Origin of the sequence: Shewanella marisflavi (assembly GCF_023283925.1) — a bacterium.
Lineage (GTDB): Bacteria > Pseudomonadota > Gammaproteobacteria > Enterobacterales > Shewanellaceae > Shewanella > Shewanella marisflavi.
This window is the reverse complement of record NZ_JAKIKX010000001.1, coordinates 714776-736901: the sequence shown is the minus strand read 5'-3', so window position 1 is coordinate 736901 and position 22126 is coordinate 714776. Positions and strand designations below refer to the sequence as shown.

The following is a 22126-nucleotide window of genomic DNA, read 5'->3' as shown; positions in this document are numbered from 1 at the left end:
GCCTTAAGGTGTATGCGACACTATAAATACCAATTATAAATCATAGAGATACCTCAACGGTTTAGAGTTATCCCCTTGACTATGCAGATTATTTTAAGAGTAGAGTCAGACTGTTAGCCATTTCAATTTCGTTATCGAAATTTAGCCAGCATTGTTATTATTTTTACAAGTATACCAAAGATTTGCACTTTGATTCTAATACCTATTTTTTAGTCACTATACACCCAGATAGGACATTAGGAAAAGCCAATAACAAAAAGCAACCTGAAGGCAAAAAAAAGCCCTGCACCCAAGGTAAGTGCAGGGAAATGTGGATCTTGCGATGCCAGAGGAATTAACTTGCGAATTACTCGCGCAGCGGCTGCTGTTTAGCGCTCACTAATGGGAAATCGCTCAGTGCGGGGATTTCGCTGCGCAGCTGTGACTCAATCATAACCAGATGCTGAAAGTTGTCACACAGCTTGTCGGCGCGCACTTCTAAATCTGTTGCCTGTTGCTCGATTTGGGCTTCGATATCATCACCGACTCGCTCCATCTTGGCAGAAAAGGCGTTCATCTTCTCTTCGAAGGTATCACCATCGCCGTTCATCATCTCGCTGCCCAGGGTCATCATCATGCTACCGATTGAACTTTGAACGACCTGCTCCATCTCTTTTTCAAACTCCTTACCAAAGGTGTCTTCCAGAGAGGACTCGGTTGCGCCAAGGTAAAACTTATCGCCATTTTGATAGGCTACGGTATCGATACGCTTAGCCAGGCTGTCCATCATCTCATCAATCTTAGCACCGGCGGCATCACCGAGTAGCGGCGTTAATGCCATGCTTACGGCGGTAGAGGCGATATCCACGGCGTCATGTACCACATCGATCACCTCAGGAAGTTGCTTAGACACCTCCCCCGCATACTGATTAACCAGTGCCTGCTGTTTGTCATTAAGCTGGACTCTGTCGCCATCGACATAGAGCTGACCCAGCTCGATACGATAGACCTCTTTTTTTGATTTACTGACAACCAACTTGCTCGGCTCCACCGAGACATCATAATTGAGACTCACCTCGCACTGCTTGTCGTCACGGCCAAAGGAGATCTGGTTATCTTTACCCTCGCCGGCCCAAGCCGAACTCGTTGTCGCTAGTACAAATGCAGTCAGTCCAAGAGATGCTGTCAGTTTCTTCATGTTCTTATTCCTTAAGTCGTCGATGATTCACATGATGTGTAGCTCAAGGGGCACCATGTGTCGTTGATTACAGAGAATACAGATATCGTGCCAAAATTAACTAATTCAATACAATCAAAAGGATAGCCATATTCGATAGGATAGACCTAGTGAGAAAAGTTAACTCTCCAACCAGTTTTTAGTGAATTTTACTAACTGATAAAGCGGCGATCGCAGCCTTTAAAAGATAGAACGGCCCAAGGCCTGGGAGAGATGTTCAAGTGCGGCGGTTCCCGCTAATGAGTTGCCATTCTTATCTAGTTCGGGTGACCAGACACAGACACTCATATCACCTGGGATCACGGCAATAATACCGCCCCCGACGCCACTCTTACCTGGCATACCTACCCGATAGGCAAACTCTCCAGCCCCATCATACAGGCCAGATGTCGCCAGTAGGGCATTAAGTTTACGGGTCTGGATGGGTGATACCACAGGCTTACCGTCTATGCTCTTGCCAGCGTTTGCCAGGTAGAGCATCGCCTTTGACAGATCGGCGCAGCTCATCTTAAGGGCGCAGTAATGAAAGTAGTTTTTTAGCACCTTATCGACATCGTTATTAAAGTTGCCGAAAGACTTCATCAGATAGGCGATGGCCGCGTTGCGGGCGCTGTGTTCATATTCAGAGGCTGCGACACGCTTATCGTAAATCACATGGGGATTGGTGCTCAGTTTTCTCACCACCTCTAGCATATGATGCTTGGGCGCGCCCAAACGGCTTTGCAAGAGATCGGCAATGATCAGGGCGCCAGCATTAATAAAGGGGTTTCGCGGCACGCCGCGCTCAAGTTCAATCTGAACCAGAGAGTTAAAGGACTGCCCAGAAGGCTCTTTACCGACACGAGACCAGATCTCCCTCTCTTCATAAAGGGTTAAGGCCAGCGTGAGGCTAAATACTTTAGAGATACTCTGAATCGAAAAGGGCTCGAGATAATCTCCAGCCCCTATCGTTTGACCATCAACTGTGGTGACGGCGATCCCCAATTTTTGGGGATCCACCTCGGCTAAGGCTGGAATATAATCGGCAACCTTACCCTTGCCCAGCAGCGGACGAACCTGCTCGATAATATTTTCGAGCAGTGCCTTTTGCGGCATTAGTTCCACCAAATATCGTACAGTTCGCTAACCACAACATCTTTAGCTGGCTGATTCTTCCAAAAATCGCTCACGGCTTGGCGATCTTCTTCGGTGCACTTGCCTATGGTCTGGGTCGCGATGATCCCTTCCCACTCTTTATGACCGCCACCATGAAAACCCAGTTTTCTGGCTTCAATCACCTGATCGATAAACTGATCGACAATGTCATCGATCTGTTCTTCGCTTACCGAGTCTTCGAAGGTCCAGTTTACGTCGAAACCTAACTCTTGAAATTCATCGATGCGTAATTTCTTGCGTAAACGACGACTACGTGTTGCCATGTGTATACCCTCTCTTTATAGAAATTCAGCTTACTCGGTACGCTCAAACATCAGATCCCAGACACCATGGCCTAAGCGATGGCCTCTGGCCTCAAATTTGGTCAAAGGGCGATGATCGGGGCGAGGCACAAAATCGCCACTGGCAGATTGGTTTTTATAACCTGGTGCCGCGCTCATCACCTCTAACATATGCTCACTGTAGTTTTCCCAATCGGTCGCAAGGTGGAACACACCACCCACTTTCAGGCAGCGGCGAATAAGCTGAGCAAACTCAGGCTGCACGATACGACGCTTATGATGACGCTTCTTATGCCAAGGATCGGGGAAGAACAGCTGCACCCTGGCTAAACTACCGCTTTGAATGCTATTTTCCAATACTTCGATGGCATCATGGTGAAACACGCGCAGGTTTGTAACACCCGCTTCTGCCGCATCGGCCAAGCAGGCGCCCACGCCAGGCTTATGCACTTCGATGCCGATAAAGTTAAGCTCTGGCGCCGCCTTAGCCATCTCGACCAGTGAGGCCCCCATACCAAAGCCAATCTCAAGCACAGTATCAGCCTCACGGCCAAACACCTTAGCCAGATCCAGCGGCTCGGGAGAGTAATCCAATCCCATGATAGGCCATTGCTGCTCCATGGCCTGCGCCTGGCCTTTGGTCAGACGTCCTTCACGTAATACAAAGCTTCTAACTTTACGAAGGTACTTACCCTCTTCGTTAAACTCTGCTGTGGTTACTTCGCTCATTATTTTTCAGCCTCTGCTCTGCCATTAATTGGCCATATAGCGCCGAGAAAAAGTAAGCGTCAAGCATCTCAAGGCTCGACTCACAAACTCATTTGATCCGACCTGGATCCTGACACTTATATGATTGGAAAATTATAAAAAGAAGGGCATTATCCAAAGTTACTGCGCTAAGGCAAGCCCTATGTTGCCAAAGTATACCAATAATCCCGACAGGCGCGAATTGTGCCTTTACAAGGATGCCATTTAGGTTGAGAAAAACCTTACCCGTCTATACACTGAGCGCCATGAAAACAGAGCAATTTCACCAGCGCATCGTCTCCTGGTATGACGAACATGGGCGCAAACACCTTCCCTGGCAACAAGATAAGACCCCCTACAAAGTTTGGGTATCTGAGATCATGTTGCAGCAGACTCAGGTAGCAACCGTTATCCCCTACTTCGAAGCCTTTATGAAGCGCTTCCCAACCATAGTGGATCTGGCAAACGCCGATCAGGATGAGGTGTTGCACCACTGGACAGGCCTTGGCTATTACGCCAGGGCCCGCAACCTGCACAAGAGTGCTCAGATAGTGGCTAACGACTATCAAGGGCAATTCCCCACAGAATTTGAGCAGGTGCTCGCCTTGCCAGGAATTGGTCGCTCCACCGCAGGTGCAATACTCTCACTATCTCTTGGTCAGCATCACCCCATCTTAGATGGTAACGTCAAGCGAGTGCTGGCCAGGCATGGCGCCATCGCCGGTTGGCCTGGAAAACGTGAGGTCGAAGAGCAGCTGTGGCAACTCACCCAAACATTGACGCCGCAAGAGGGCGTAACCAAATACAATCAGGCGATGATGGATATTGGCGCCAGCATCTGTACCCGCTCAAAACCTAAGTGCGAGCTCTGCCCTGTTGCCATCGACTGCAAGGCACAGCTAATGGGTCGTCAAACGGATTTTCCCGGTAAGAAGCCGAAAAAATCAATCCCAGAGAAGCTAGCCTTTATGCTGGTCATTAAAGAAGGCGATCAAGTACTGATGAGTAAGAGGCCCCCCGCGGGAATATGGGGCGGCCTCTGGTGTTTTCCTCAGTTTGACAGTCAAAGTGCACTCGAGGAGTTTGCCAAGGCTAAGGGGCTTACCCTCAAGAGTCGTGACCCCTTTGACAGCTTTCGCCATACCTTCAGCCATTTCCATCTGGATATCAGTGCCTATATTGCCGAGAAAACCACAACTCCACATGAGATCATGGAAGAAGCGGCATCTCTCTGGTATAACATAGCCAAGCCACCCAAGGTTGGACTCGCCGCTGCAACGGAGCGGCTACTGTCTAACTTAGGTTCAGTATTAAATAAGGAGTAATCATGGCGCGTACAGTTAACTGCCAGTATCTAAAGAAAGAGGCAGACGGCCTAGCCTTTCAGCTATACCCGGGTGAACTCGGTAAGCGTATTTTTGACAACATCAGTCAGGAAGCCTGGTCACTCTGGCAGGCGAAGCAGACCATGCTTATCAATGAGAAAAAACTCAACATGATGAATGTTGACGATCGCAAGTTCCTCGAAGAGCAGATGGTAAACTTTCTGTTTGAGGGCAAAGAGGTCGAGATTGAAGGCTATGTGCCGCAAAAAGATGACGAATAATAAAAAAGCGCCGAAAGGCGCTTTTTTGTGTCTGGCAGATACTCTTTACTTCAAAAAGAGATTACTGGCGGATACCTTCGACCACAAGATCCAGGGTTACATGGCTAGAGGCTGGTCCAAGGTCCATCTTGATATCATAATCTTTCAGGGCAAATTCTGTCTGTCCAACAAAACCGGCGCGATAGCCACCCCACGGGTCTTGCCCCTCACCGATAAACTTAGCATCTATCGCCACCGGCTTAGTGACACCATTAAGAGTCAGATTGCCATTAAGCACGAACTTACCCTGGCCTAAATCTTCCACCGAGCTTGAAACAAAGCTAGCCTTGGGGTGCTTGGCAACATTAAGGAAATCTTCGCTTCTTAAGTGCTTGTCACGTTCGGCGTGGTTTGAATCTAGGCTTGCAGTGTCGATTTCAACATTAACCTTTGCATCGCCGATCTGCTTGCTATCGAAGCTAAAGTTACCTTCAAAGTCGTTAAAACGCCCAACGACAAAGCTGTAGCCCAGATGACTCACCTTAAACTGTATCGAGGCATGAGCACCTTGGGTATCTATTACATAATCGGCGGCTGATGCCGTCATAGGAAGCATGATTGCACCTGCACCTATTGCGCTTAAGAGTGTGGCGCCTAATAAAGCCTTCTTCATTGTGTCTCCTTAATGTTTAACATGCGTTTTAATGTTGCGTCTCTGTCTATGAGGTGATGTTTTATGGCGCCCAAGGCATGCAGAGATACCAAAGCGATAAAGCCATAGGCTAAATATTGGTGCAGCCAACCGGCAATATCCGCCTGCCCCTCGAACAAACGCCCTAGACTGGGTAACTCAACCAGCGAAAACACACCAATCGCACGGCCGTCGGCCGTAGATATCAGATAGCCGGTGATTAAAATGGCAATCAGCAACAGGTATAGCAGGCGATGAACTATGGCCGCCGATACCTGCTCCCACTTTTTATGCTCTGTTAACGCCTTGGGGGCCGGGTTAAATCCACGCCAAAGCAAACGACACAGGGTGGCGACTAACAACAGGACACCGATACTCTTATGCAGATCCGGCGCCTGCTTGTACCAAGGGCTGTAATAGGTCAACTCAACCATCCATACACCAAGGGCAAACAGCACCAATACGGCAATGGCCGACAACCAATGCAAGGCGATACTGATAACCCCATAGCGGCTCTGAGTATTTTTAAACACGATTCATCCTCATTAACGACTTAACACCATGTTAACTTCGGTTTATCTAGATAAATATCGCGTAATTTCGCCAATTAACTTCTAGATTTTAGAAAGGTTTCAACCATAGAAGCCTTATATCGGGGGAAACAGAGGTAAGCTAGGAACAGATATGGTCTCTTCAAGACGAAACAGAGTAAAAAGTCAGATTTCATCTCTCAATTTGTACTAAAAACCGACATCATTGCTAAAAAGCCAGCACTTTGAGCATTAACTAGCCATGCGGTTAAAATTATCCAAAAAAGCACTTGCAGGATAAATATCAGCGCTATATTATACGCGCACTCCAAACGGGACGGGTCACAAAGACCTGGTTTGAAGTAGTTAACTAGACACTTAGTTTAGTTGCCCGAATAGCTCAGTCGGTAGAGCAGAGGATTGAAAATCCTCGTGTCCCTGGTTCGATTCCGGGTTCGGGCACCACAATTTAGCCGGCATAGCTCAGTTGGTAGAGCAACTGACTTGTAATCAGTAGGTCCCGAGTTCGACTCTTGGTGCCGGCACCATATAAATCAGCCTCGACATTGTCGGGGCTTTTTTATATCTGTAATTTACCGCCCCTTGATGGGATTCATTGCACTCCTGATGCCAACCTCCCCTCTCTTAATAAAGCCGTCATTAACGAGTTGCCCCTTGATACTAGGCAACAAAAAAGGAGCACTAGGCTCCTTTTGTGGTTAAGTATATTTTTGAATATTACTTCCAGCTACGCATCTTATAGCCTTTTACGGCATAAAAGAGAATAAACAGGTAGCATGGCAACATCACCATATAGCCGCCCTGCTGACCCAGAGAGGTCGCCGAGCTAGTGAGTCCCCAGAAAAGCGGGCCGAAGGCGCCGCCTGCAATCCCCATCACCAAGAGCGCTGAGCCAGTACTGGTCAGTTTGCCCATGCCTGAGAGCGCCAGAGGCCACACCGCAGGCCAGACGATGGCGTTAGCCAAACCTAAGAAGGCGATCATCAGCAGAGTGTCGGGCAACATGGCACCACCGAAAGGCACCAAAAGTATATTTGCAATGGTATAAGATTCGTTGTCGCCAAACAGGATACCTAAGGTCAGCAAGAGCCCCAATATCGCAGAGATCATCAACGCTTTAGGCTGAGAGATAAAGCGAGGAATCGTCAGAATACCAAGCGAATAACCCAGAACCATACAGATCATGGTATAGGAGGTCATCACACCATAGTTCTCGACCCCCAAAGAGAGTGCGAAGGTGCCTATGGTATCACCGGCAATCACCTCGACGGCGACATAGAAAAAGAGCGCAACCACGCCAAGCGCCAGGTTGGGATGCGATAATGCCTCACGAGTATGGCCTTTGCTGCCTTCTTCTGGCTCATCCTCATTTTCAAGCTCAGGCAGTGGCGACTTCTTCACCAGCACAGCCAATACCCCGATAAAAATGGCCATTCCCAGATAAGGGAAAACCAAACCATTAGCCATCTCATCTATCTGAGCCTGAGTAAGCTCTGTGCCCACACGATCTTTAAAGCTATCTAGGATAAGTGCGGTAAATACTAGCGGCGCGATAACCCCAGCACCTTTATTGAGGATCCCCATTACGCTTACACGGGCTGCGGCCGATTCTTCGGGGCCAATTCTGACCACATAGGGGTTCACCGCAGTTTGTAGCAGCGTTTGCCCTGTGCCCATGACCAACTGAGCGAAGAGAAACAGTGCAAATATCTGAGTCTTAGCCGCAGGAATAAACAACAGACCGGCAATCATCATGATCCCCATCCCCATTGCCATACCGGTTTTATAACCTACCTTGCGGATCACCCATGCAGAGGGCAAAGCGGTAAAGGTTACGGCGATATAGAAGGAGAAGAGGATGAGGGAGGCTTGCAGAGGGGTGAGTTGCAGGATCTGTTTAAGGTAAGGCATCAAGGACCCGTTCAGCCAGGTCGCAAAGCCCAAAATAAAGAAGAGCCCTGCCACGATCGCCATAGGGATCACGCTGCTGCGCTTACTTTCACTATTTAATGTCATTTCCATAAGCCTGTTTTCTTATAGTAATTAATCTTTGGATATCAGTTTGCTGATATCGGCTCGTTACATTTACGGCTACTGCAACAAGAGAGCAAAGCGGCGAAAGCATTGCCTTACTCTGCTCCATTGTTTCATCGATGTTAAAACATAAACACAAAAAAGACAACGCTGTCATTTTGTGTTTTTAACAGGAAGACATAACCCTGCGTTTTAGTTATCAAAATGTCAGGCCATTATTCACACCCAGGCTTAAACCTTGATGAATATGCCGCGCTTATACATCCAATAGAGTAACAGCCACTGCACTAACAATAGGGCAGCCGCCGAAGCCAGTGGCTGCATATCAAAAGGCAGTGCATGGATCAAACCACCAAACAAACTACTAGCCAGATATTCCCATTTGACCAGGCTTGATGCCAAATAGATGATGATGGCGTTGCACCCTATCACGACAAATACAAACGAGAGGCGATGTAGCTTTATCACATCCACCAGCGCGTAGAAGATAGCCAGTAGTATTAAGCTCCAGCCCGCAGTCACCAAGACAAAGCTGCTGGTCCAGAGATCTTTATTTACCGGCAGGTAAGGGTCTATCAACCAGCCAAGAGCAACGCAAAGGACGCCCGCTAATAACAAGGTAATCACCTTGGCCCACTCCCCTTTGGGATGAGCCTTAACGATAAAGTGACCGGTAAATACGCCTGCCAAGGCATTTACTATGGCGGGAAAAGTCGAGAGGATCCCTTCGGGGTCGGTTGCCCTCCCCTGATACGTTATACCGGGGAGAAAATGACTATCTACATAGGCGTTAATAGAGCCAGACATAGACAGATCGCCGGCCACACCACCAGGAACCGGCAACCATAACTGCAGCGCGCCATAGCCAAACAAGATGCCAAACGCCAGCAATATCTGGGTACGCAGGCTTGTATGCCATACCAACAAGGCAGCAAAGAACCAGGCAAAGGCTATGCGGCCAAGCACGCTAGCATACCTTACCTCATCGCCAGCCATGGGGACGCCAACGCCCCAACCATGGTTATAAAGCACACCAAACACAAGTAGCAAAAACAAACGTTTTATTGCGTGACGGTAGAGCGGTAGCCGCTCATTCCAGGCAAGGCTGTCGATGCGTTTAGGAGAGAGACCTAAGGCAACACCAGAGAGGAAGATAAATAACGGAAAGATAAGGTCGTAGAAGGTAAAACCATGCCACTGACTATGGTGCATCTGGGCATCGGCGATACGCCAGCCCTGCCAGCCAGTCCAGACAAGTAGCGCGGCAAACAGTGCCTCACCGCCCAAGATCCAGAACATATCGAAGCCGCGCAGGGCATCGAGTGACTTAAGCCTAGGTTTAACTGTAGGTTTTGGACTTGTCTTATTCATTGAATCCATCAGGGGATCTCTTATCATTGTTCTTATAGATTAAAGCCCCGAAAGCTAGCTTTCAGGGCTCGAGACTGCTGACCTACTTATTTAGGCCTGATACACCAGATGGCCATCGATATAGGTTTGAGCTACTCGATTATCCTGGTCGAGCAGCACCATATCTGCCTTGGCGCCCACTCTAAAGACACCACGCTGGCGATGACCGATAAACTCGGCAGGATACTTAGCCGCCATTCTAAGCGCCTCTTCCCTTGAAACACCCAGCATGGCCACACTATTGTTTACCGCGCCCACCATATCCAGCACACAACCTGCCAGCTCACCCGTCACCGCATTGAGTCTGTCTCCTTTACGGATGACCTGGGTGCCAAATAGCTCGAAACTGGCGTTATCATCCATGCCCACCGGCGGCATGGCATCAGTCACCAGCATCACCTTGCCTTTTGGCTTGGCAGCAATAGCCACCTTGGCAGACGCTGGGTGCACATGATGACCATCGACAATCAATCCGCACCATGCGCTTTGGCTCTCAAGAGCTGCACCTACCATTCCAGGCGCTCTTGAATCCATGGGAGACATGGCATTAAACAGATGGGTAAAACCGCTCGCACCAGCCTCAAGTGCTTTGATCACAGTGTCATAGTCGGCATTGGAATGGCCAAGACAGACGCGAACACCTGAATCAACTAAGGTACGAATCACCTCAGGCGCCACATTTTCAGGCGCCAAGGTTACCACTTTAGTGCCCAGATCTTCTCTAGCAAAGATAGCAAGCTCAGCCTCTGAGATATGGCGAATAAAATTAGCCGGGTGCACCCCTTTTTTGGGGACGGAGAGGTGAGGCCCTTCAAAATGTATACCTAACACACCTGGTGTATTAGCCGCTAATGCCTCGGCAACTGTGTCTGCCGCCGCTTGCATCACACCAAGATCATCTGTGATCAGAGTAGGTAGAAAGCCCGTGGTACCAAACCTTGCGTGGGCCTGGCCAATGGTTTTAAGACACTCGACACTTGGCGCGGCATTAAAGAGTGCGCCGCCCCCGCCGTTCACCTGCACGTCGATAAAGCCGGGCACTAAGGTTCCAGCCAGATAGATGGGCTCGATACCAGGCGCCTTTTCAAACGCGATTATATGGCCAGCCTCTAGGGTAATGGCTTGGTTATGATGATAGTGCTCGCCATCGAATACTTGCTCGGCGATCAGTGTCTGTTTCATATACTCAATTCCTGGCAAAACATGGTCATACAATGATGGTTTAATCTTGGCTGATGCCGTGACGCTGACGCGCAAAATAAGCGGCACCTAATTCTGGTGGCGCCAATATAGGAGAGATCTTCTCAACCACTCCCTTGTCTAACCAGGGTGCTAAAGGCTCCGCAAGTCCACCTATCATAGAAAAACGCGGTGGCTTAACCTCAAACAACCTCTTAGCCAAGGCACTGATATATTCTGCGCCTTCCATCACAATGGCTTTAGCGACCGGATCTTGCTCCTGGGCACAAGATAACACCGTACGAGCCAAGGTGGCATAACAACCTGAAGATTGACCAGCCAGATGCTCGACTATTCCCATGGCGTCGCTCACCTTGAAATGAGACAGTAATCGTTCGGTAAGTTGTGTAGCAGGGCCGAAGCCGTCGAGATGTAGAAGCACCTGCTGAGCCGCCTGCAGGCCCAGCCATGCGCCACTACCTTTATCACCCAGTGCGAAACCATGGCCGCCCAAGCTCAGAGATTTATCACCGACATGGGCATATCCACAAGAGCCTGTGCCAGTAATGATCACAGCGCCGTCGCCGCCTCTATGAGCCCCAATACAGGCCGTGTGCAGATCTGTGGTGACATACATCTTCGCAAACGGGTGTTGCCAGCTGGTAATTTCATTATAGAGGTGCTGTACATTGACGCCGGCAAGACCGACACCCGCGATAAGTTGCTTGCTATCACCTGGCGCCAATCCCGCATCTTTCAGCGCTAACTCAGTCGCCCCAATGATAGAATCAAAGGTGTGTGTTAGACCGTAAAGCGGATTAGCACGCCCTGCCACACCTGTACCCACGACGCTATCATCGCTGGCATAAATCGTTGCACGGCATTTGCTGCCACCGCCGTCTATGCCTATGAACAGGGCTTGTTCCTCTGTCTGGTTAAATCCCATCACGGACCTCTTTCACAGTTTTATTATCCAGGGCGAGATCTAAAACCGCCCTGTCCACTGACTAAGTTAATGCCATGTTACACCAAAAATGACAACGCTGTCATTTAATATTTTTTAATCGCCTTAAAGCTAATTAGCACCTGTAAAAATAAGGCGTCTTCAACTGAACTTAAGTCCTTTAAACTGGCAAATTAGAAAGCGTAGCTTGAGAGCCTAAAAGCGACTCTCAAGCTAGATGAAGTGTTAATTGACTCTAAGAATCCGCCCCTTGCGAACACCATCGGCGGCCACCGCTCTGACCTCAACCTTGCCCGATACCTTCACCGCTTCGGTATAGGTCTGCCAAGGGCCGTCGTCGACGCGATACTCAACGCCAAGGCCTGGATAGATAATATTGGTGTGCAGGTAACCCTCTTTGATCTTGGCCCCGACTGTCGGCACTCGATAGGCGATGCCAGCCTTGTCTAACTTAGCCAGCTCCTTGTGCCCTAGAGTATTGGCAAAAACTTGCCACTGAGCGGTTTGCGCAGCCCGCATCTCAGGGGTGAAAAAGTTAGACTCTGGGCCATATTTGGCCCCTTGATATTGGTAAGGCACTTCCCAATCAGCCTTGTGCCAAGCCCTTTCGGCCAAGACTAACAGTCGCGGAAACACCAGATACTCGACCACTTGATCGCTACGTACGGTCTCACTCCAAAGCTGTCCCTGGATCCCCTTGAACCGTACACCAGCATCGAGCGGTCCACTGATACGATTACCCTGCTCATCAAGCTTTAGGGTATCGTCGGCTTCGAAGGTGTTACCTTCGATATCAGTCCACTGCTCGGCGTTGGCAGGCAGGTTATCCGGCATAAAGCTAAATAGCTTACGTTCATTAGTGCTGCGACTCGCCCAGTAATAACCATGCTCTTTAGGATCTGCCTCGTAGGGAAAATCGAAATAAAGCACCTCGGGATTACTTAATACTGTATCCCAACCCAAATTGGCCTGAGCATGGGCACGTTTATGGCCGCCGTGTGCCACTACGTCCCAAATATTGGTTTGATTCTTCTTCGGCATACGCTCAGGACGGGTATGGCTCATGCCATCACTCCAACCTGCCGCTTCTATGCCTTTAGCTGCCAGCATGTTGGCAACTCGCTCGATAAAGTACGCGCCAAAATCTGCCTCATTGTCTAGACCATTACCTTTCTCTTTGAGCAGTGCCTGACATACTGGCGATTCAACCCAGGCGCCTGCAGTCTCATCGGCACCGATATGATACAAGGTCAATGTTTGCCCAGCCGCCTGATGCAACTTGGCTATCTCGCTAACCACCTTATCGACAAAGTGATAGCTTGAGGCCATACAAACGTTGAGCGTGTTGTCGTCATAATATTGAATAGAGGCATATTGCGTCGTATCCAGCGGATCGATCAGGCGATATTCATTAGCGCCGGCCTCATCCCCCTTAGCCATAAGCTTGCGATATCTGGCTTCCATCGACTTAATGGCGGCGCGAGAATGCCCTGGCATGTCCATTGATGGGATCACCTGGATCTGTCTGGCACTGGCGTATTTGAGGATCTCAATATAATCGGCCTTAGAATAGAAACCGTTGACCTTACTGGTTGCATCAGGGCCACTTCCCAACTGAGGTAAGAGGCAGGTGTTTTCTTGCAGATCATGACAGCGGCGACTCCCCACCTCTGTCAGCTCTGGCAACCCCTCTATCTCCAGGCGCCACCCCTCATCGTCTGCCATATGCAGGTGCAACTTATTAAGTTTGTACGCTGCCATCTGATCCAGCAGATTCAGGATAAACTGCTTACTGTGAAAGTTACGCGCCACATCCACATGCATGCCACGAAACTCATACCTTGGCTCATCTTCAATATGCATGGCACTTATCGATAGAGTATTTAAATCGATAAGACTCGCAAGTGATGACAGACCATAAGAGAAGCCGGCGTCATCGGCCGCGGCAATAGTGATGCCGTCTTGACTAATCGTAAGCTGGTAACTCCCCTCGCTGACCGCAGATGGCAGAGTAGTGAGCTTGAGTAAAATCCCCTCGGGTGAAGCGTTAACGCCCAACCGAGATAGCCTATCGAACGCAGCCTGCACCGATGCCATAGAGACATCGCCCAGCATCAATCGATAGCCGGCTGCCAGTGAAATGGGTGCACTCTGGCTGTCTATGATCTGCTTTTTAGGGGTGGGAATAATGCTGTTAACGGCAAGTTCGGGACGGTTTTCGATATCTTGATTGGCATCGAACAACACCTGAGGTGTTGCCCATTTCAACTTATCGGTATCGCTGCGCTTATATTGGGTCTCAGCGCTAACATAGGCTTCGACATAGGGACGCTGCTCCATACCTGTTGCAGCATCTTTGCTTAATTGGGTACTGGCAATCACCTCAGGTTCAAGACCGGGTACGATAATATAGTAATTGGGCATGGCATCGGTTTCAGACAGCTGCCACAGCTCACCTAAAAAGGTGATATCAACTGGCTGACCTTTTTGAAAGCCTGCAAACTTATCTGTCGGCGAGATCCTGTGTAGATCGCCTTTAACTTGTATCAGCTCAAACTCGTCGGTCAATACTTCTTTTACCGGACGCATCTGGCTGTAATAGATTGCCCAGTCCTTCTCGGCAAAATCAGTACCTGGGAGCAATCGAATTTGCGCCGCAAAGCAGCGGCCGTCGACACCTGCCGAGGTGCATTGCTCGGGGTAATTAGTTAAGGTGCTGTAGGTGACGTCCAGACTTGTGGCAAATTGATGTAGTGTTTGCTGCGCCGGGGCTTTAACTGAAATTTGAGTCTGCGCAGATTCGGGCTTTGACGCTTCGAGACTGGCCTGCTGACTACAGGCTGGTAATCCAAGGCTAAACAGCAGCGCCAATGGGATGAGCTTATTATTCATTGTTATCCTCACATCTTTATACAACTTGAAGCTTCAAGTCTTCTTGCGGCCACCTTTCCCCTTTCAGTATCGGCAATAAACATCCTTTATATTGCAAGATCTGAGATCGCCACCACTTTGATTTTTAATAAGGCCTAGCGCTTTTACCGGGCAAAATATGCCTGAAACTCAGCAGACTTCCTCATCACGACCGGTGAATTTAGCCAATGAGGTCAGCTTCCACCAGTAGCTGTGTAAAGTTTGCATTTAGCCTCCCAAGAAAAAAATGCTAGATGTGCCATGCTTCATCGACGCCGAACAAACAGCAAATCTTTGACTCAATAACACATCTAGCCATCTCTAGTATCTGGGGAGAGACTATAGGAAAAAACAAACACAATAACCATAAAGTAAATGGCTACTGCCAATGCAAGCGTTAGGAGACCTCTCCCTAACAATGCAAACCTTACAAAACGAACGTGTCACACAAGCAAATGACAACGCTGTCATTAGTTAATCTACCTAAGAAAGAACAGAATTTCTACATTTTTTTGACATTTTGAGGCAATTTTTTCTGCCGATGATAACAAAGCGCCTGTCTGTGGTTGTTTCTGCCTAACTAGAGCGCTTCATTAAGTCACATCTGTGTGACAACGCTGTCAACTCTTGCTAACATCTCATGCGCTCATTTTAAAAGCCGCCTGCTTCGCCAAAGCCATAAGCTCTTGTTAGCGTCAAACTGACATGGTTTAGGTAAATGATGAGATAGGCTCGATTTGGGGATCTGTGAAAAAACGTAACCTTAAGACGTTATCACTTGCACTTGGCCCCATTCAGACGGTAAAAGATAGACCAGTAGTTACCTGACAATTGTGTTCACATCTCAGGTAATCGCCACAAACTAAAATTAATTAAGGTATCAAGATGGCCAAGATAGTCCCTCTTTCAACGGAAAAGCATTTAAACACTAAGCTAACTCACTCAAACGATTTCAGCCGTTTCAGCAAAGAACATCTGATCCCAGTACTGGCTCGAGAGATCCCCGGCCTTGCCTCTGAGTTTCCGATCGTTTTTGTAAAAAATGGTGAAACGGGCCACTTCATCCCTGTGGCCATCATGGGAATTGAGCCAGAGGTCAACCTGTACTGTCAAAACAACCAGTGGGATGCGCCAATTAGTCCTATCGGCTTTAGCAATGCGCCACTCTCTATCGCCAAAACCTCAGCCGAGGGTGACAATGTGATCGTATGCATAGATGAAGAGAGCCACATGGTTTCTCAAGAGGAAGGTAATCGCCTGTTTACCGATGATGGCGAGCGAAGCGAGTACCTAACTGCCAGAACTAACGCCCTATTGGACGTGGCGGCAATGCACCAACAAACCCAAGCCATTTGCCAATATCTTGCCGATAAAAACTTACTTACCCCGCAGCAATTAACCATCAAGTTGGAAAAATCGGAGCAGAAGATCAACATCAATGGCGTCTATTTAATTGATGATAAAACCTTAAATGAACTTAGCGATGAAGAGTTCCTCGAACTGAGAAAGAAGGGCCTGCTACCCATCATCTACGCCCATAGAGCCTCGCTCAATCAGCTGTCGCGTCTTATCGCCAAACAAAACCAGTTCGATAAGCTGCAATAAGCATCCGCTTTAAGCTAATGGCGGGACGCTGGAATAAACAGCGCCCCGCCAAATCGATTTACCTCACACAAAAATTACCCATCTTAGAGCTTCTCAACTCAGCACTTTTGTAAGCCATAAGCTGCGATTTTTTCTAGCAATTCTCTGTGATCGGGCAGCTCACTCACCAGATGCTGTGCAACCTTAGCTATTTGCTGGGCCTGCGCTTGACTAGCCTCAGTTTGCTCAGCCTGAGGCGCAGCTTTCGCCGTCGGGTAATGCATGCCATAGAGGACATAAAGATAGTTTTCTAAATCAAACACCTCAAACTTACTAAAGAAGTCTTGTCTGATAGGCACATGGTTGCGCCATAGGGCTAACCTGTTGGCCAATTCACTCGGCAACCCCGAAGGCGCACGATTATCTCGCCAGAAGGCGGAATCCTCTCTATCTGACAAGTAATAGTGCATCTTGATAAATTCAACCACCCGCTCCCAGGCATAGGTCATCACCTGATTAAACTGCTGTCCAAGTAGGTCGAGGGCATCCCTATCGGCAGGGAAACGGTTGGCAATGAATCCTGCGGCAAAATCGGTCAGTAAAATAGAGGTGGCCTCTAGTGGCTCGAGAAAACCTTGGGCTAACCCCAGAGAGAGGCAGTTTTTGTGCAAGAACTCCTTACGATAACCGAGCTTCATTGGCAGCACTCGGTACTTATACTGCGCCAGATCTTGTCCCAAATAGCGAGATAACTTATTTAACGCCTCGTCGTCATCCATATATTCAGACGAATAGACAAATCCTACCCCGCGTCTGTTAGTTAGGGCTATGTCCCATATCCATCCCGCCTGATGAGCGGTAGCCAAGGTATAAGGCGGAATCGACGCATCGGCAGCAATGGGCACCTGCACAGCTATCGCCTTATCGGCGAAGAGCTGATGGGATTTATCGACAAAAGGCACCTTGAGTGTTTTATCGATCAGCAGCGATTCAAAACCACTGCAATCGATATAGAAGTCAGCGCTGATACTGCCTCGGCTATCGGTTTCAAGGGAGCCTATATCGCCACTGCCCGTTAGCGAAACATCGAGAACATTCGCCATAATATGCTCAACATTAAAACGGCAAATGGCATTCTCGGCCAACAACTTGGCAAACTTAGCCGCATTGAGGTGATAGGCATAACCTAATGCCCCTTCATACTCGCTATGGGTGATCTGTTTTGGCGCCCTGCCCGCTTCACACACTTTGTGCTGGGGCGAAACCAGATCGCCATAGGCCAGCTCTGAATTGGTCAGCCAATGTTGAGTCAGATCCTCACCAAGTGGGCTTGGCATGTCGAAAAGATGATGGTAAAAATTGCCCTCTCCATGACGGCCCTTATCCATCCAATTAACAAACTTAATGGACTGTTTAAAGGTCACATCACAGCGGCGAATAAACTCTGACTCACTGATCCCAAAACGCTTCAGGCTCTGACGAATGGCCGGCACTGTGCCTTCGCCAACACCGATAATGGGAATATCGGGCGACTCCACCAGACTGATTAGAACGTCCTCTCTATGCGCTAACGCCTTGCCTAAATGATTGGCCGCTAACCAGCCTGCCGTTCCGCCACCCAGAATAATGATACGTTTAATGTCCATAAACCACCTACGCTAATGTGTCATTGGGCTTGCTGCTAATAAAAAGCCCAGCAAATGCCGGGCTTCTTTAGATGTTACTTTAAGATTAGAATCTTAGTGCAATACCGACCTTGTATCTTGCTTCACCATCGAAGCTCCATACTGGGTAGTTATCCTTGAACTCGTTAATCACATCTGGGTTATCTATTGGTGACACACCAATCTGGATGCTGTCTTCTTCGGTCAGGTTAACCGCTTCAAAGGTCAGATCCAACCACTCTGTCACACTGTAGTTCATGCTCAGATCCAGTGAGCCATAGTCCTGATGCTGACGGTTGCCGTAGAAACCAGGCAGTTCACGCATCATATACTCACTGCGCCAGTTGTAAGCCAGACGAGCAGAGAAGCTCTCCATCTCGTAGTAGCCCACTAGGTTAACTGTGTGCTTAGAAGAGTCAGAGAATACACCGACTTTGTCAGGATAGTTCTCAGCAGGTGAGCCGGCATCGGCAAAGGTATAGTTAACTGAGTAACCTAAACCATTATCGAAAGAGTCTTGCAGCTGCAATTCCACCCCTTCAATACGGCCACCGTTAGCATTGTACTTCTCACTCACAGTCCAGCAGTCATAAACTCCCTCACCACAAGCACTGCCACCTTGCTCAATCAGATTAGGATCTTCAATACCGATCTGCTGGTTAAGCTTTTGACGAGTGGTAATAAATGAGCTTACGTCCTTGATGAAGTAAGTCAAAGATGCCAAACCTTCACCACCGAAGTACCACTCCAGGCTCACATCAGCTTGAGTCGCCTTAAATGGGTCTAGTGCCACAGAGCCGCGGTTCAATTTCTCGTTGCCTGGTGTACCATCGTTCAAACCTGGCAGCGTAGAAGTCGCAAACAGATCGGCATAGTTTGGTCGAGACATTACCTGCGCCGCAGTGGTACGCAGTAATAGATCAGGTGTCAGATCGAAAGTCACGTTGATGCTAGGCAACACGTCGCTATAGCTAGACTTGTCAGTGCTCAGTTCATCGGCAAACTCACCGGTTGAACTCAGTGCATAGTAATCAGACTCGATATCAGTTGAGATGAAACGTAGACCAAAGTTACCGCGAATACCTTCGCCTTCGAAGTTTGCCATGGCGTATGCCGCCAGGTTCTTCTCGTTCAGTGTACCGTAGCCAGACTTGTCACGGGTAAAGCCATCGACAGAGGCTTTAGCATCGCGGATCATGGCATCAAAATTAGGCTTAGGCAGAGTGAAACCAGCGCCCGCTGAGATAGTTCCTGAATAGTATTCAGAAGCATCTCTGGATACTATGTCACCGACGATAGCAGCATCAGTTTCCTGAGTCACATCATGATCGGCGTAGCGCACCCCGGCCTTAATTGAGGTGATAGCCCCAAAATCGACAGGCACGGTGAAATCAACCTGAGCATAGGTCTCTTCGTCTGTGTTAGGTTGCTTCTTCAGCGCCCAGCCCGCAGTAGCTAATTCGCTGTTAAAATCACCCGCGTCGAATGACTTTTTGGCGATATCAATCAGGATTTTCTCACCAGTAGCATCGTAACGACCGGCAAAATCACCTGGCTGGCCAATAGAGTTACCATAGTTAGAGGTTAAGCTAGTGCCACCATCAGCCTTGGTATTACCTACACGGCCTTCCATGGTGAATCTGTCACCTTCGTATTTGAAGTCAAAGTCATAGGTATCAGATGACATCTCGGCTTCACGAGCCCAAGTTTGCGCCCATGCAAATCCGCCTTCACCTGTGTGAGTGATATCAACACATACACCTGCAGCATTTGTCTCATTACAGGTACTAACACCCTGCTGTGTTGGGAAAAGGAAAATAGAGGTGTTAGCGTTGTTTGCCTTAAGATCCAGGCTAGTTGCAGTAAAGCCAAACTCTAGGTTATCGGTTGGACGATACTGTAGGGCAACGTTGTAAGCGGTACGCTCACGATCTTGTTGGAAGGTTGTTGGCACTATCTCGCCCCAACCAAGCAAAGTTTCAATACCGTTACGCTGATACTCGGTTTGCGAACCGGCAGCAGAAACCAAGATACCAAAGTTTTCACTTTCGTTGGTCCAGCTGTAAAGACCAGATAGCGCAGGATCTGTTGCTTCAGAAACCGTACCGTAGTCGCCTTTAGCGCTTAAAAACAGCGTGTTAGCGTCCAAATCTAATGGCTTGCGCGTCTTAACAACGACAGTACCACCAATACCACCTTCTGTGATATCGGCTTGAGAAGATTTATACACTTCAATACCGCTGATCATCTCAGGTGGCAGCAAAGAGTAGTTAAAGCTACGGTCGATAGCCTGCTGATCGAACCAACCGGTTGAGGCTACCGAGTGGCCATTTAGTAAGGTGCGTGTTAATTGCGCCGAAGCACCACGGATAGACACCTGCTGTCCCTGACCAAATTGACGGTTAACAGACACCCCTGGGATACGACCCAGTGATTCACCTACGTCTCCGTCAGGAAACTTACCAATATCTTCAGCTGTTACTGCATCAACAACAGCATCAGAGAATCTTTTAGCGTTGATCGACGCCTTCATCGACGCACGTAAACCACGCACTTCAATTTTTTCAATATTATCCGTATTGACAGCTTCTGCATCGGCTTCGGCCGCCATTGCAGAAACAGACACAGCACCACTCATGAGCAATGCAATGTTTGTAGCTAGTACACTTTTCTTAAAAGTAGATGGTCGCATCTCGTTTCCCTTCCATAACTTTATTATCTTTATTCGTATTCATAACCATCCCCGAAGGAATGACAACGCTGTCATGTGAGTACAAAGATTACACAACAATTAACAGATGTGCCACAACAAAATAACCAAAAGCGGAAAATTCTTCGGTTTTATACATTTACCAAACAAATTTAAGAAACACGGTAACGATTTAAGCTGCTGATTATTATCAACAAATTCAATATTGAATTCGTGTTACCAAACGAGAGTTAACTAAGGAAATCAATTTGATGATTGCTTAATAGGGTAAAAGTTAGCAATATTGTCGCCAGGGGAAGTGAGATTTGCTGTCTAACCATACAGTATATCGTTTGAGACATATTTATTTTCTGTTGCAGCTAAAACTGCACAGACACAACGAGTATCCGCTAGATGAAAGTCACCATAAACGATGTCGCAAAACATGCCGGCGTTTCGATAAAAACGGTTTCAAGGGTCACGAATAACGAACCGTCAGTGCGTCAGACGACCATAGATAAGGTAAATCAAGCTATTGCGGCATTGAATTACCAACCCAATGTCGCCGCCCGAAATCTAGCAGGAACTAAATCCTATGTAATTGCCTTCGTCTATGACAATCCAAACGCTTACTATGTCATTGATATGCAAAATGGTATTTTGTCATCATGCAAACAACGCGGATATGAACTGCTTATCCATCCTTGTGATGCCAAATCAGACAATATTTGCCAAGAACTGGTCGATATGGTGCGCCATGCAAGACTGTCAGGATTAGTGCTGACGCCACCGCTATCTGAAGACCCAAAAGTCTTGGCGGCGCTAGACAAAATTGGGGCTAACTATGTCCGAATCATCGCCGGGGAAGAGGCGGATTATGATACGGGTTTATCGATTATGGTAAACGACAAGCATGGTGCCATCTCAATAACCCAACATCTGATTGATTTAGGCCATAAAAAAATCGCCTTCTTAAGTGGCGATCATCAACACGAGTCGACTAAAGCCCGCCTGGCAGGCTTTACACTCGCTATGGAGAACAATCAATTAGAGGTTGACCCATCAAACATTATTAATGGCCAATATTCTTTCGAGTCAGGTGTGCAAGGTGCCAAACAACTCTTGGCTAAAGCAGAGCGCCCTACTGCCATTGTGGCCTGTAACGATGAAATCGCAGCTGGCGCGCTCTTTGCGGCTAGATTAGAGGGCGTGGCCATCCCCGAAGAGCTCTCAATTGTCGGGTTTGAAGACAGCCCCTTTTCCAGACAAACATGGCCCAAACTAACCACAGTCCATCAGCCCAATAAGCTGATTGCACAAACCGCCACCGAACTGCTTATTGAGAATCAAGGTAATAAACAAAGCGAACTGACTTACCAGGTCTTTATTCCTCAACCTGTGATCAGAGACTCCTCATCGAGTCCTAGATAACTTGGTAAGATTAGCCTATTCCATAAAAAAGCCGC

At 48.2% G+C, this 22126-nt stretch carries 17 protein-coding genes and 2 tRNA genes; 6 read left to right on the top strand and 13 right to left on the bottom strand.

Features of this window, described 5'->3' with window-relative positions:
* Positions 1 to 346: 346 nt before the first annotated feature.
* The 4 genes from L2712_RS03135 to trmB form a co-directional block, all read right to left on the bottom strand.
* A complete protein-coding gene (locus L2712_RS03135; RefSeq protein ID WP_248976848.1) occupies positions 347 to 1177 on the bottom strand; it encodes a YggN family protein in 831 nt (276 codons plus the stop codon).
* A 219-nt stretch (positions 1178 to 1396) separates the two neighbouring features.
* Positions 1397 to 2311, bottom strand: coding sequence for a glutaminase B (gene glsB / locus L2712_RS03130; protein ID WP_033539845.1), 915 nt, complete (start codon positions 2309 to 2311; stop codon positions 1397 to 1399).
* Positions 2311 to 2634 (bottom strand): YggL family protein, encoded by a 324-nt coding sequence (locus L2712_RS03125; protein ID WP_033539844.1) that lies wholly within the window; start codon positions 2632 to 2634, stop codon positions 2311 to 2313. The genes glsB and L2712_RS03125 overlap by 1 nt, the downstream gene beginning before the upstream one ends.
* A gap of 30 nt (positions 2635 to 2664) precedes the next feature.
* Positions 2665 to 3381: a tRNA (guanosine(46)-N7)-methyltransferase TrmB gene (gene trmB, locus L2712_RS03120; RefSeq protein ID WP_088905169.1), complete on the bottom strand. Its 717-nt coding sequence runs from the start codon at positions 3379 to 3381 to the stop codon at positions 2665 to 2667.
* A 284-nt stretch (positions 3382 to 3665) separates the two neighbouring features.
* Between trmB and mutY the strand changes: the two genes are divergently transcribed.
* Both mutY and L2712_RS03110 read left to right on the top strand, forming a co-directional pair.
* A complete protein-coding gene (mutY, locus tag L2712_RS03115; protein WP_248977061.1) occupies positions 3666 to 4724 on the top strand; it encodes an A/G-specific adenine glycosylase in 1059 nt (352 codons plus the stop codon).
* Positions 4725 to 4726: 2 nt separating this feature from the next.
* On the top strand, positions 4727 to 5005 hold the full coding sequence (locus L2712_RS03110; RefSeq protein WP_011864926.1) for an oxidative damage protection protein: 279 nt from the start codon (positions 4727 to 4729) through the stop codon (positions 5003 to 5005).
* A 61-nt stretch (positions 5006 to 5066) separates the two neighbouring features.
* Here the strand turns inward: L2712_RS03110 and L2712_RS03105 are convergent, their stop codons facing one another.
* Together L2712_RS03105 and L2712_RS03100 are read right to left on the bottom strand one after the other, a co-directional pair.
* Positions 5067 to 5657 carry a YceI family protein gene (locus tag L2712_RS03105; protein ID WP_248976847.1) on the bottom strand — a complete coding sequence of 197 codons (591 nt, stop codon included), beginning with the start codon at positions 5655 to 5657 and terminating at the stop codon, positions 5067 to 5069.
* Positions 5654 to 6208: a cytochrome b gene (locus tag L2712_RS03100; RefSeq protein ID WP_248976846.1), complete on the bottom strand. Its 555-nt coding sequence runs from the start codon at positions 6206 to 6208 to the stop codon at positions 5654 to 5656. The genes L2712_RS03105 and L2712_RS03100 overlap by 4 nt, the downstream gene beginning before the upstream one ends.
* Positions 6209 to 6594: 386 nt before the next feature.
* Here L2712_RS03100 and L2712_RS03095 point away from each other — a divergent pair.
* Together L2712_RS03095 and L2712_RS03090 are read left to right on the top strand one after the other, a co-directional pair.
* Positions 6595 to 6670: transfer RNA gene (locus L2712_RS03095), tRNA-Phe, on the top strand.
* A gap of 7 nt (positions 6671 to 6677) precedes the next feature.
* Positions 6678 to 6753: transfer RNA gene (locus L2712_RS03090), tRNA-Thr, on the top strand.
* Between the two features lie 190 nt (positions 6754 to 6943).
* On the opposite strand, the gene nagP is transcribed toward L2712_RS03090, so the two are convergent.
* From nagP to L2712_RS03065, 5 genes are all read right to left on the bottom strand, one after another.
* On the bottom strand, positions 6944 to 8248 hold the full coding sequence (gene nagP, locus L2712_RS03085; protein WP_408640496.1) for an N-acetylglucosamine MFS transporter NagP: 1305 nt from the start codon (positions 8246 to 8248) through the stop codon (positions 6944 to 6946).
* A 243-nt stretch (positions 8249 to 8491) separates the two neighbouring features.
* Positions 8492 to 9631, bottom strand: a complete 1140-nt coding sequence (gene nagX / locus L2712_RS03080) for a transmembrane glucosamine N-acetyltransferase NagX (RefSeq protein ID WP_248976845.1) — start codon at positions 9629 to 9631, stop codon at positions 8492 to 8494.
* 90 nt (positions 9632 to 9721) lie between these two features.
* Positions 9722 to 10852: an N-acetylglucosamine-6-phosphate deacetylase gene (nagA, locus tag L2712_RS03075; protein ID WP_248976844.1), complete on the bottom strand. Its 1131-nt coding sequence runs from the start codon at positions 10850 to 10852 to the stop codon at positions 9722 to 9724.
* Positions 10853 to 10892: 40 nt separating this feature from the next.
* Positions 10893 to 11795, bottom strand: a complete 903-nt coding sequence (gene nagK / locus L2712_RS03070; RefSeq protein ID WP_088905174.1) for an N-acetylglucosamine kinase — start codon at positions 11793 to 11795, stop codon at positions 10893 to 10895.
* Between the two features lie 243 nt (positions 11796 to 12038).
* Positions 12039 to 14705, bottom strand: coding sequence for a family 20 glycosylhydrolase (locus tag L2712_RS03065; protein WP_248976843.1), 2667 nt, complete (start codon positions 14703 to 14705; stop codon positions 12039 to 12041).
* 903 nt (positions 14706 to 15608) lie between these two features.
* Here L2712_RS03065 and L2712_RS03060 point away from each other — a divergent pair.
* Positions 15609 to 16328, top strand: a complete 720-nt coding sequence (locus tag L2712_RS03060; protein WP_248976842.1) for a SapC family protein — start codon at positions 15609 to 15611, stop codon at positions 16326 to 16328.
* Positions 16329 to 16426: 98 nt separating this feature from the next.
* Here the strand turns inward: L2712_RS03060 and L2712_RS03055 are convergent, their stop codons facing one another.
* The gene (locus tag L2712_RS03055) at positions 16427 to 17953 is read right to left on the bottom strand and encodes a tryptophan halogenase family protein (RefSeq protein ID WP_248976841.1); all 1527 of its coding nucleotides are present in this window, start codon (positions 17951 to 17953) and stop codon (positions 16427 to 16429) included.
* Positions 17954 to 18038: 85 nt separating this feature from the next.
* Positions 18039 to 20663 (bottom strand): TonB-dependent receptor, encoded by a 2625-nt coding sequence (locus L2712_RS03050; RefSeq protein WP_248976840.1) that lies wholly within the window; start codon positions 20661 to 20663, stop codon positions 18039 to 18041.
* A 411-nt stretch (positions 20664 to 21074) separates the two neighbouring features.
* Between L2712_RS03050 and L2712_RS03045 the strand changes: the two genes are divergently transcribed.
* Entirely contained in the window at positions 21075 to 22091 is a 1017-nt protein-coding gene (locus L2712_RS03045; protein WP_088905178.1) for a LacI family DNA-binding transcriptional regulator, read from the top strand.
* Positions 22092 to 22126: the final 35 nt, after the last annotated feature.

What these genes read in the sequence shown, in the direction of transcription:
- mutY (WP_248977061.1), top strand. Translation starts at nt 3,666, where the DNA reads ATGAAAACAGAGCAATTTCACCAGCGCATCGTCTCCTGGTATGACGAA.
- L2712_RS03060 (WP_248976842.1), top strand. Translation starts at nt 15,609, where the DNA reads ATGGCCAAGATAGTCCCTCTTTCAACGGAAAAGCATTTAAACACTAAG.
- L2712_RS03045 (WP_088905178.1), top strand. Translation starts at nt 21,075, where the DNA reads ATGAAAGTCACCATAAACGATGTCGCAAAACATGCCGGCGTTTCGATA.
- L2712_RS03105 (WP_248976847.1), bottom strand. Translation starts at nt 5,657, where the DNA reads ATGAAGAAGGCTTTATTAGGCGCCACACTCTTAAGCGCAATAGGTGCA.
- L2712_RS03055 (WP_248976841.1), bottom strand. Translation starts at nt 17,953, where the DNA reads ATGGACATTAAACGTATCATTATTCTGGGTGGCGGAACGGCAGGCTGG.
- glsB (WP_033539845.1), bottom strand. Translation starts at nt 2,311, where the DNA reads ATGCCGCAAAAGGCACTGCTCGAAAATATTATCGAGCAGGTTCGTCCG.
- trmB (WP_088905169.1), bottom strand. Translation starts at nt 3,381, where the DNA reads ATGAGCGAAGTAACCACAGCAGAGTTTAACGAAGAGGGTAAGTACCTT.
- nagK (WP_088905174.1), bottom strand. Translation starts at nt 11,795, where the DNA reads ATGGGATTTAACCAGACAGAGGAACAAGCCCTGTTCATAGGCATAGAC.
- L2712_RS03135 (WP_248976848.1), bottom strand. Translation starts at nt 1,177, where the DNA reads ATGAAGAAACTGACAGCATCTCTTGGACTGACTGCATTTGTACTAGCG.
- L2712_RS03050 (WP_248976840.1), bottom strand. Translation starts at nt 20,663, where the DNA reads ATGCGACCATCTACTTTTAAGAAAAGTGTACTAGCTACAAACATTGCA.
- L2712_RS03125 (WP_033539844.1), bottom strand. Translation starts at nt 2,634, where the DNA reads ATGGCAACACGTAGTCGTCGTTTACGCAAGAAATTACGCATCGATGAA.
- L2712_RS03065 (WP_248976843.1), bottom strand. Translation starts at nt 14,705, where the DNA reads ATGAATAATAAGCTCATCCCATTGGCGCTGCTGTTTAGCCTTGGATTA.
- nagP (WP_408640496.1), bottom strand. Translation starts at nt 8,248, where the DNA reads ATGGAAATGACATTAAATAGTGAAAGTAAGCGCAGCAGCGTGATCCCT.
- L2712_RS03110 (WP_011864926.1), top strand. Translation starts at nt 4,727, where the DNA reads ATGGCGCGTACAGTTAACTGCCAGTATCTAAAGAAAGAGGCAGACGGC.
- nagX (WP_248976845.1), bottom strand. Translation starts at nt 9,631, where the DNA reads ATGAATAAGACAAGTCCAAAACCTACAGTTAAACCTAGGCTTAAGTCA.
- nagA (WP_248976844.1), bottom strand. Translation starts at nt 10,852, where the DNA reads ATGAAACAGACACTGATCGCCGAGCAAGTATTCGATGGCGAGCACTAT.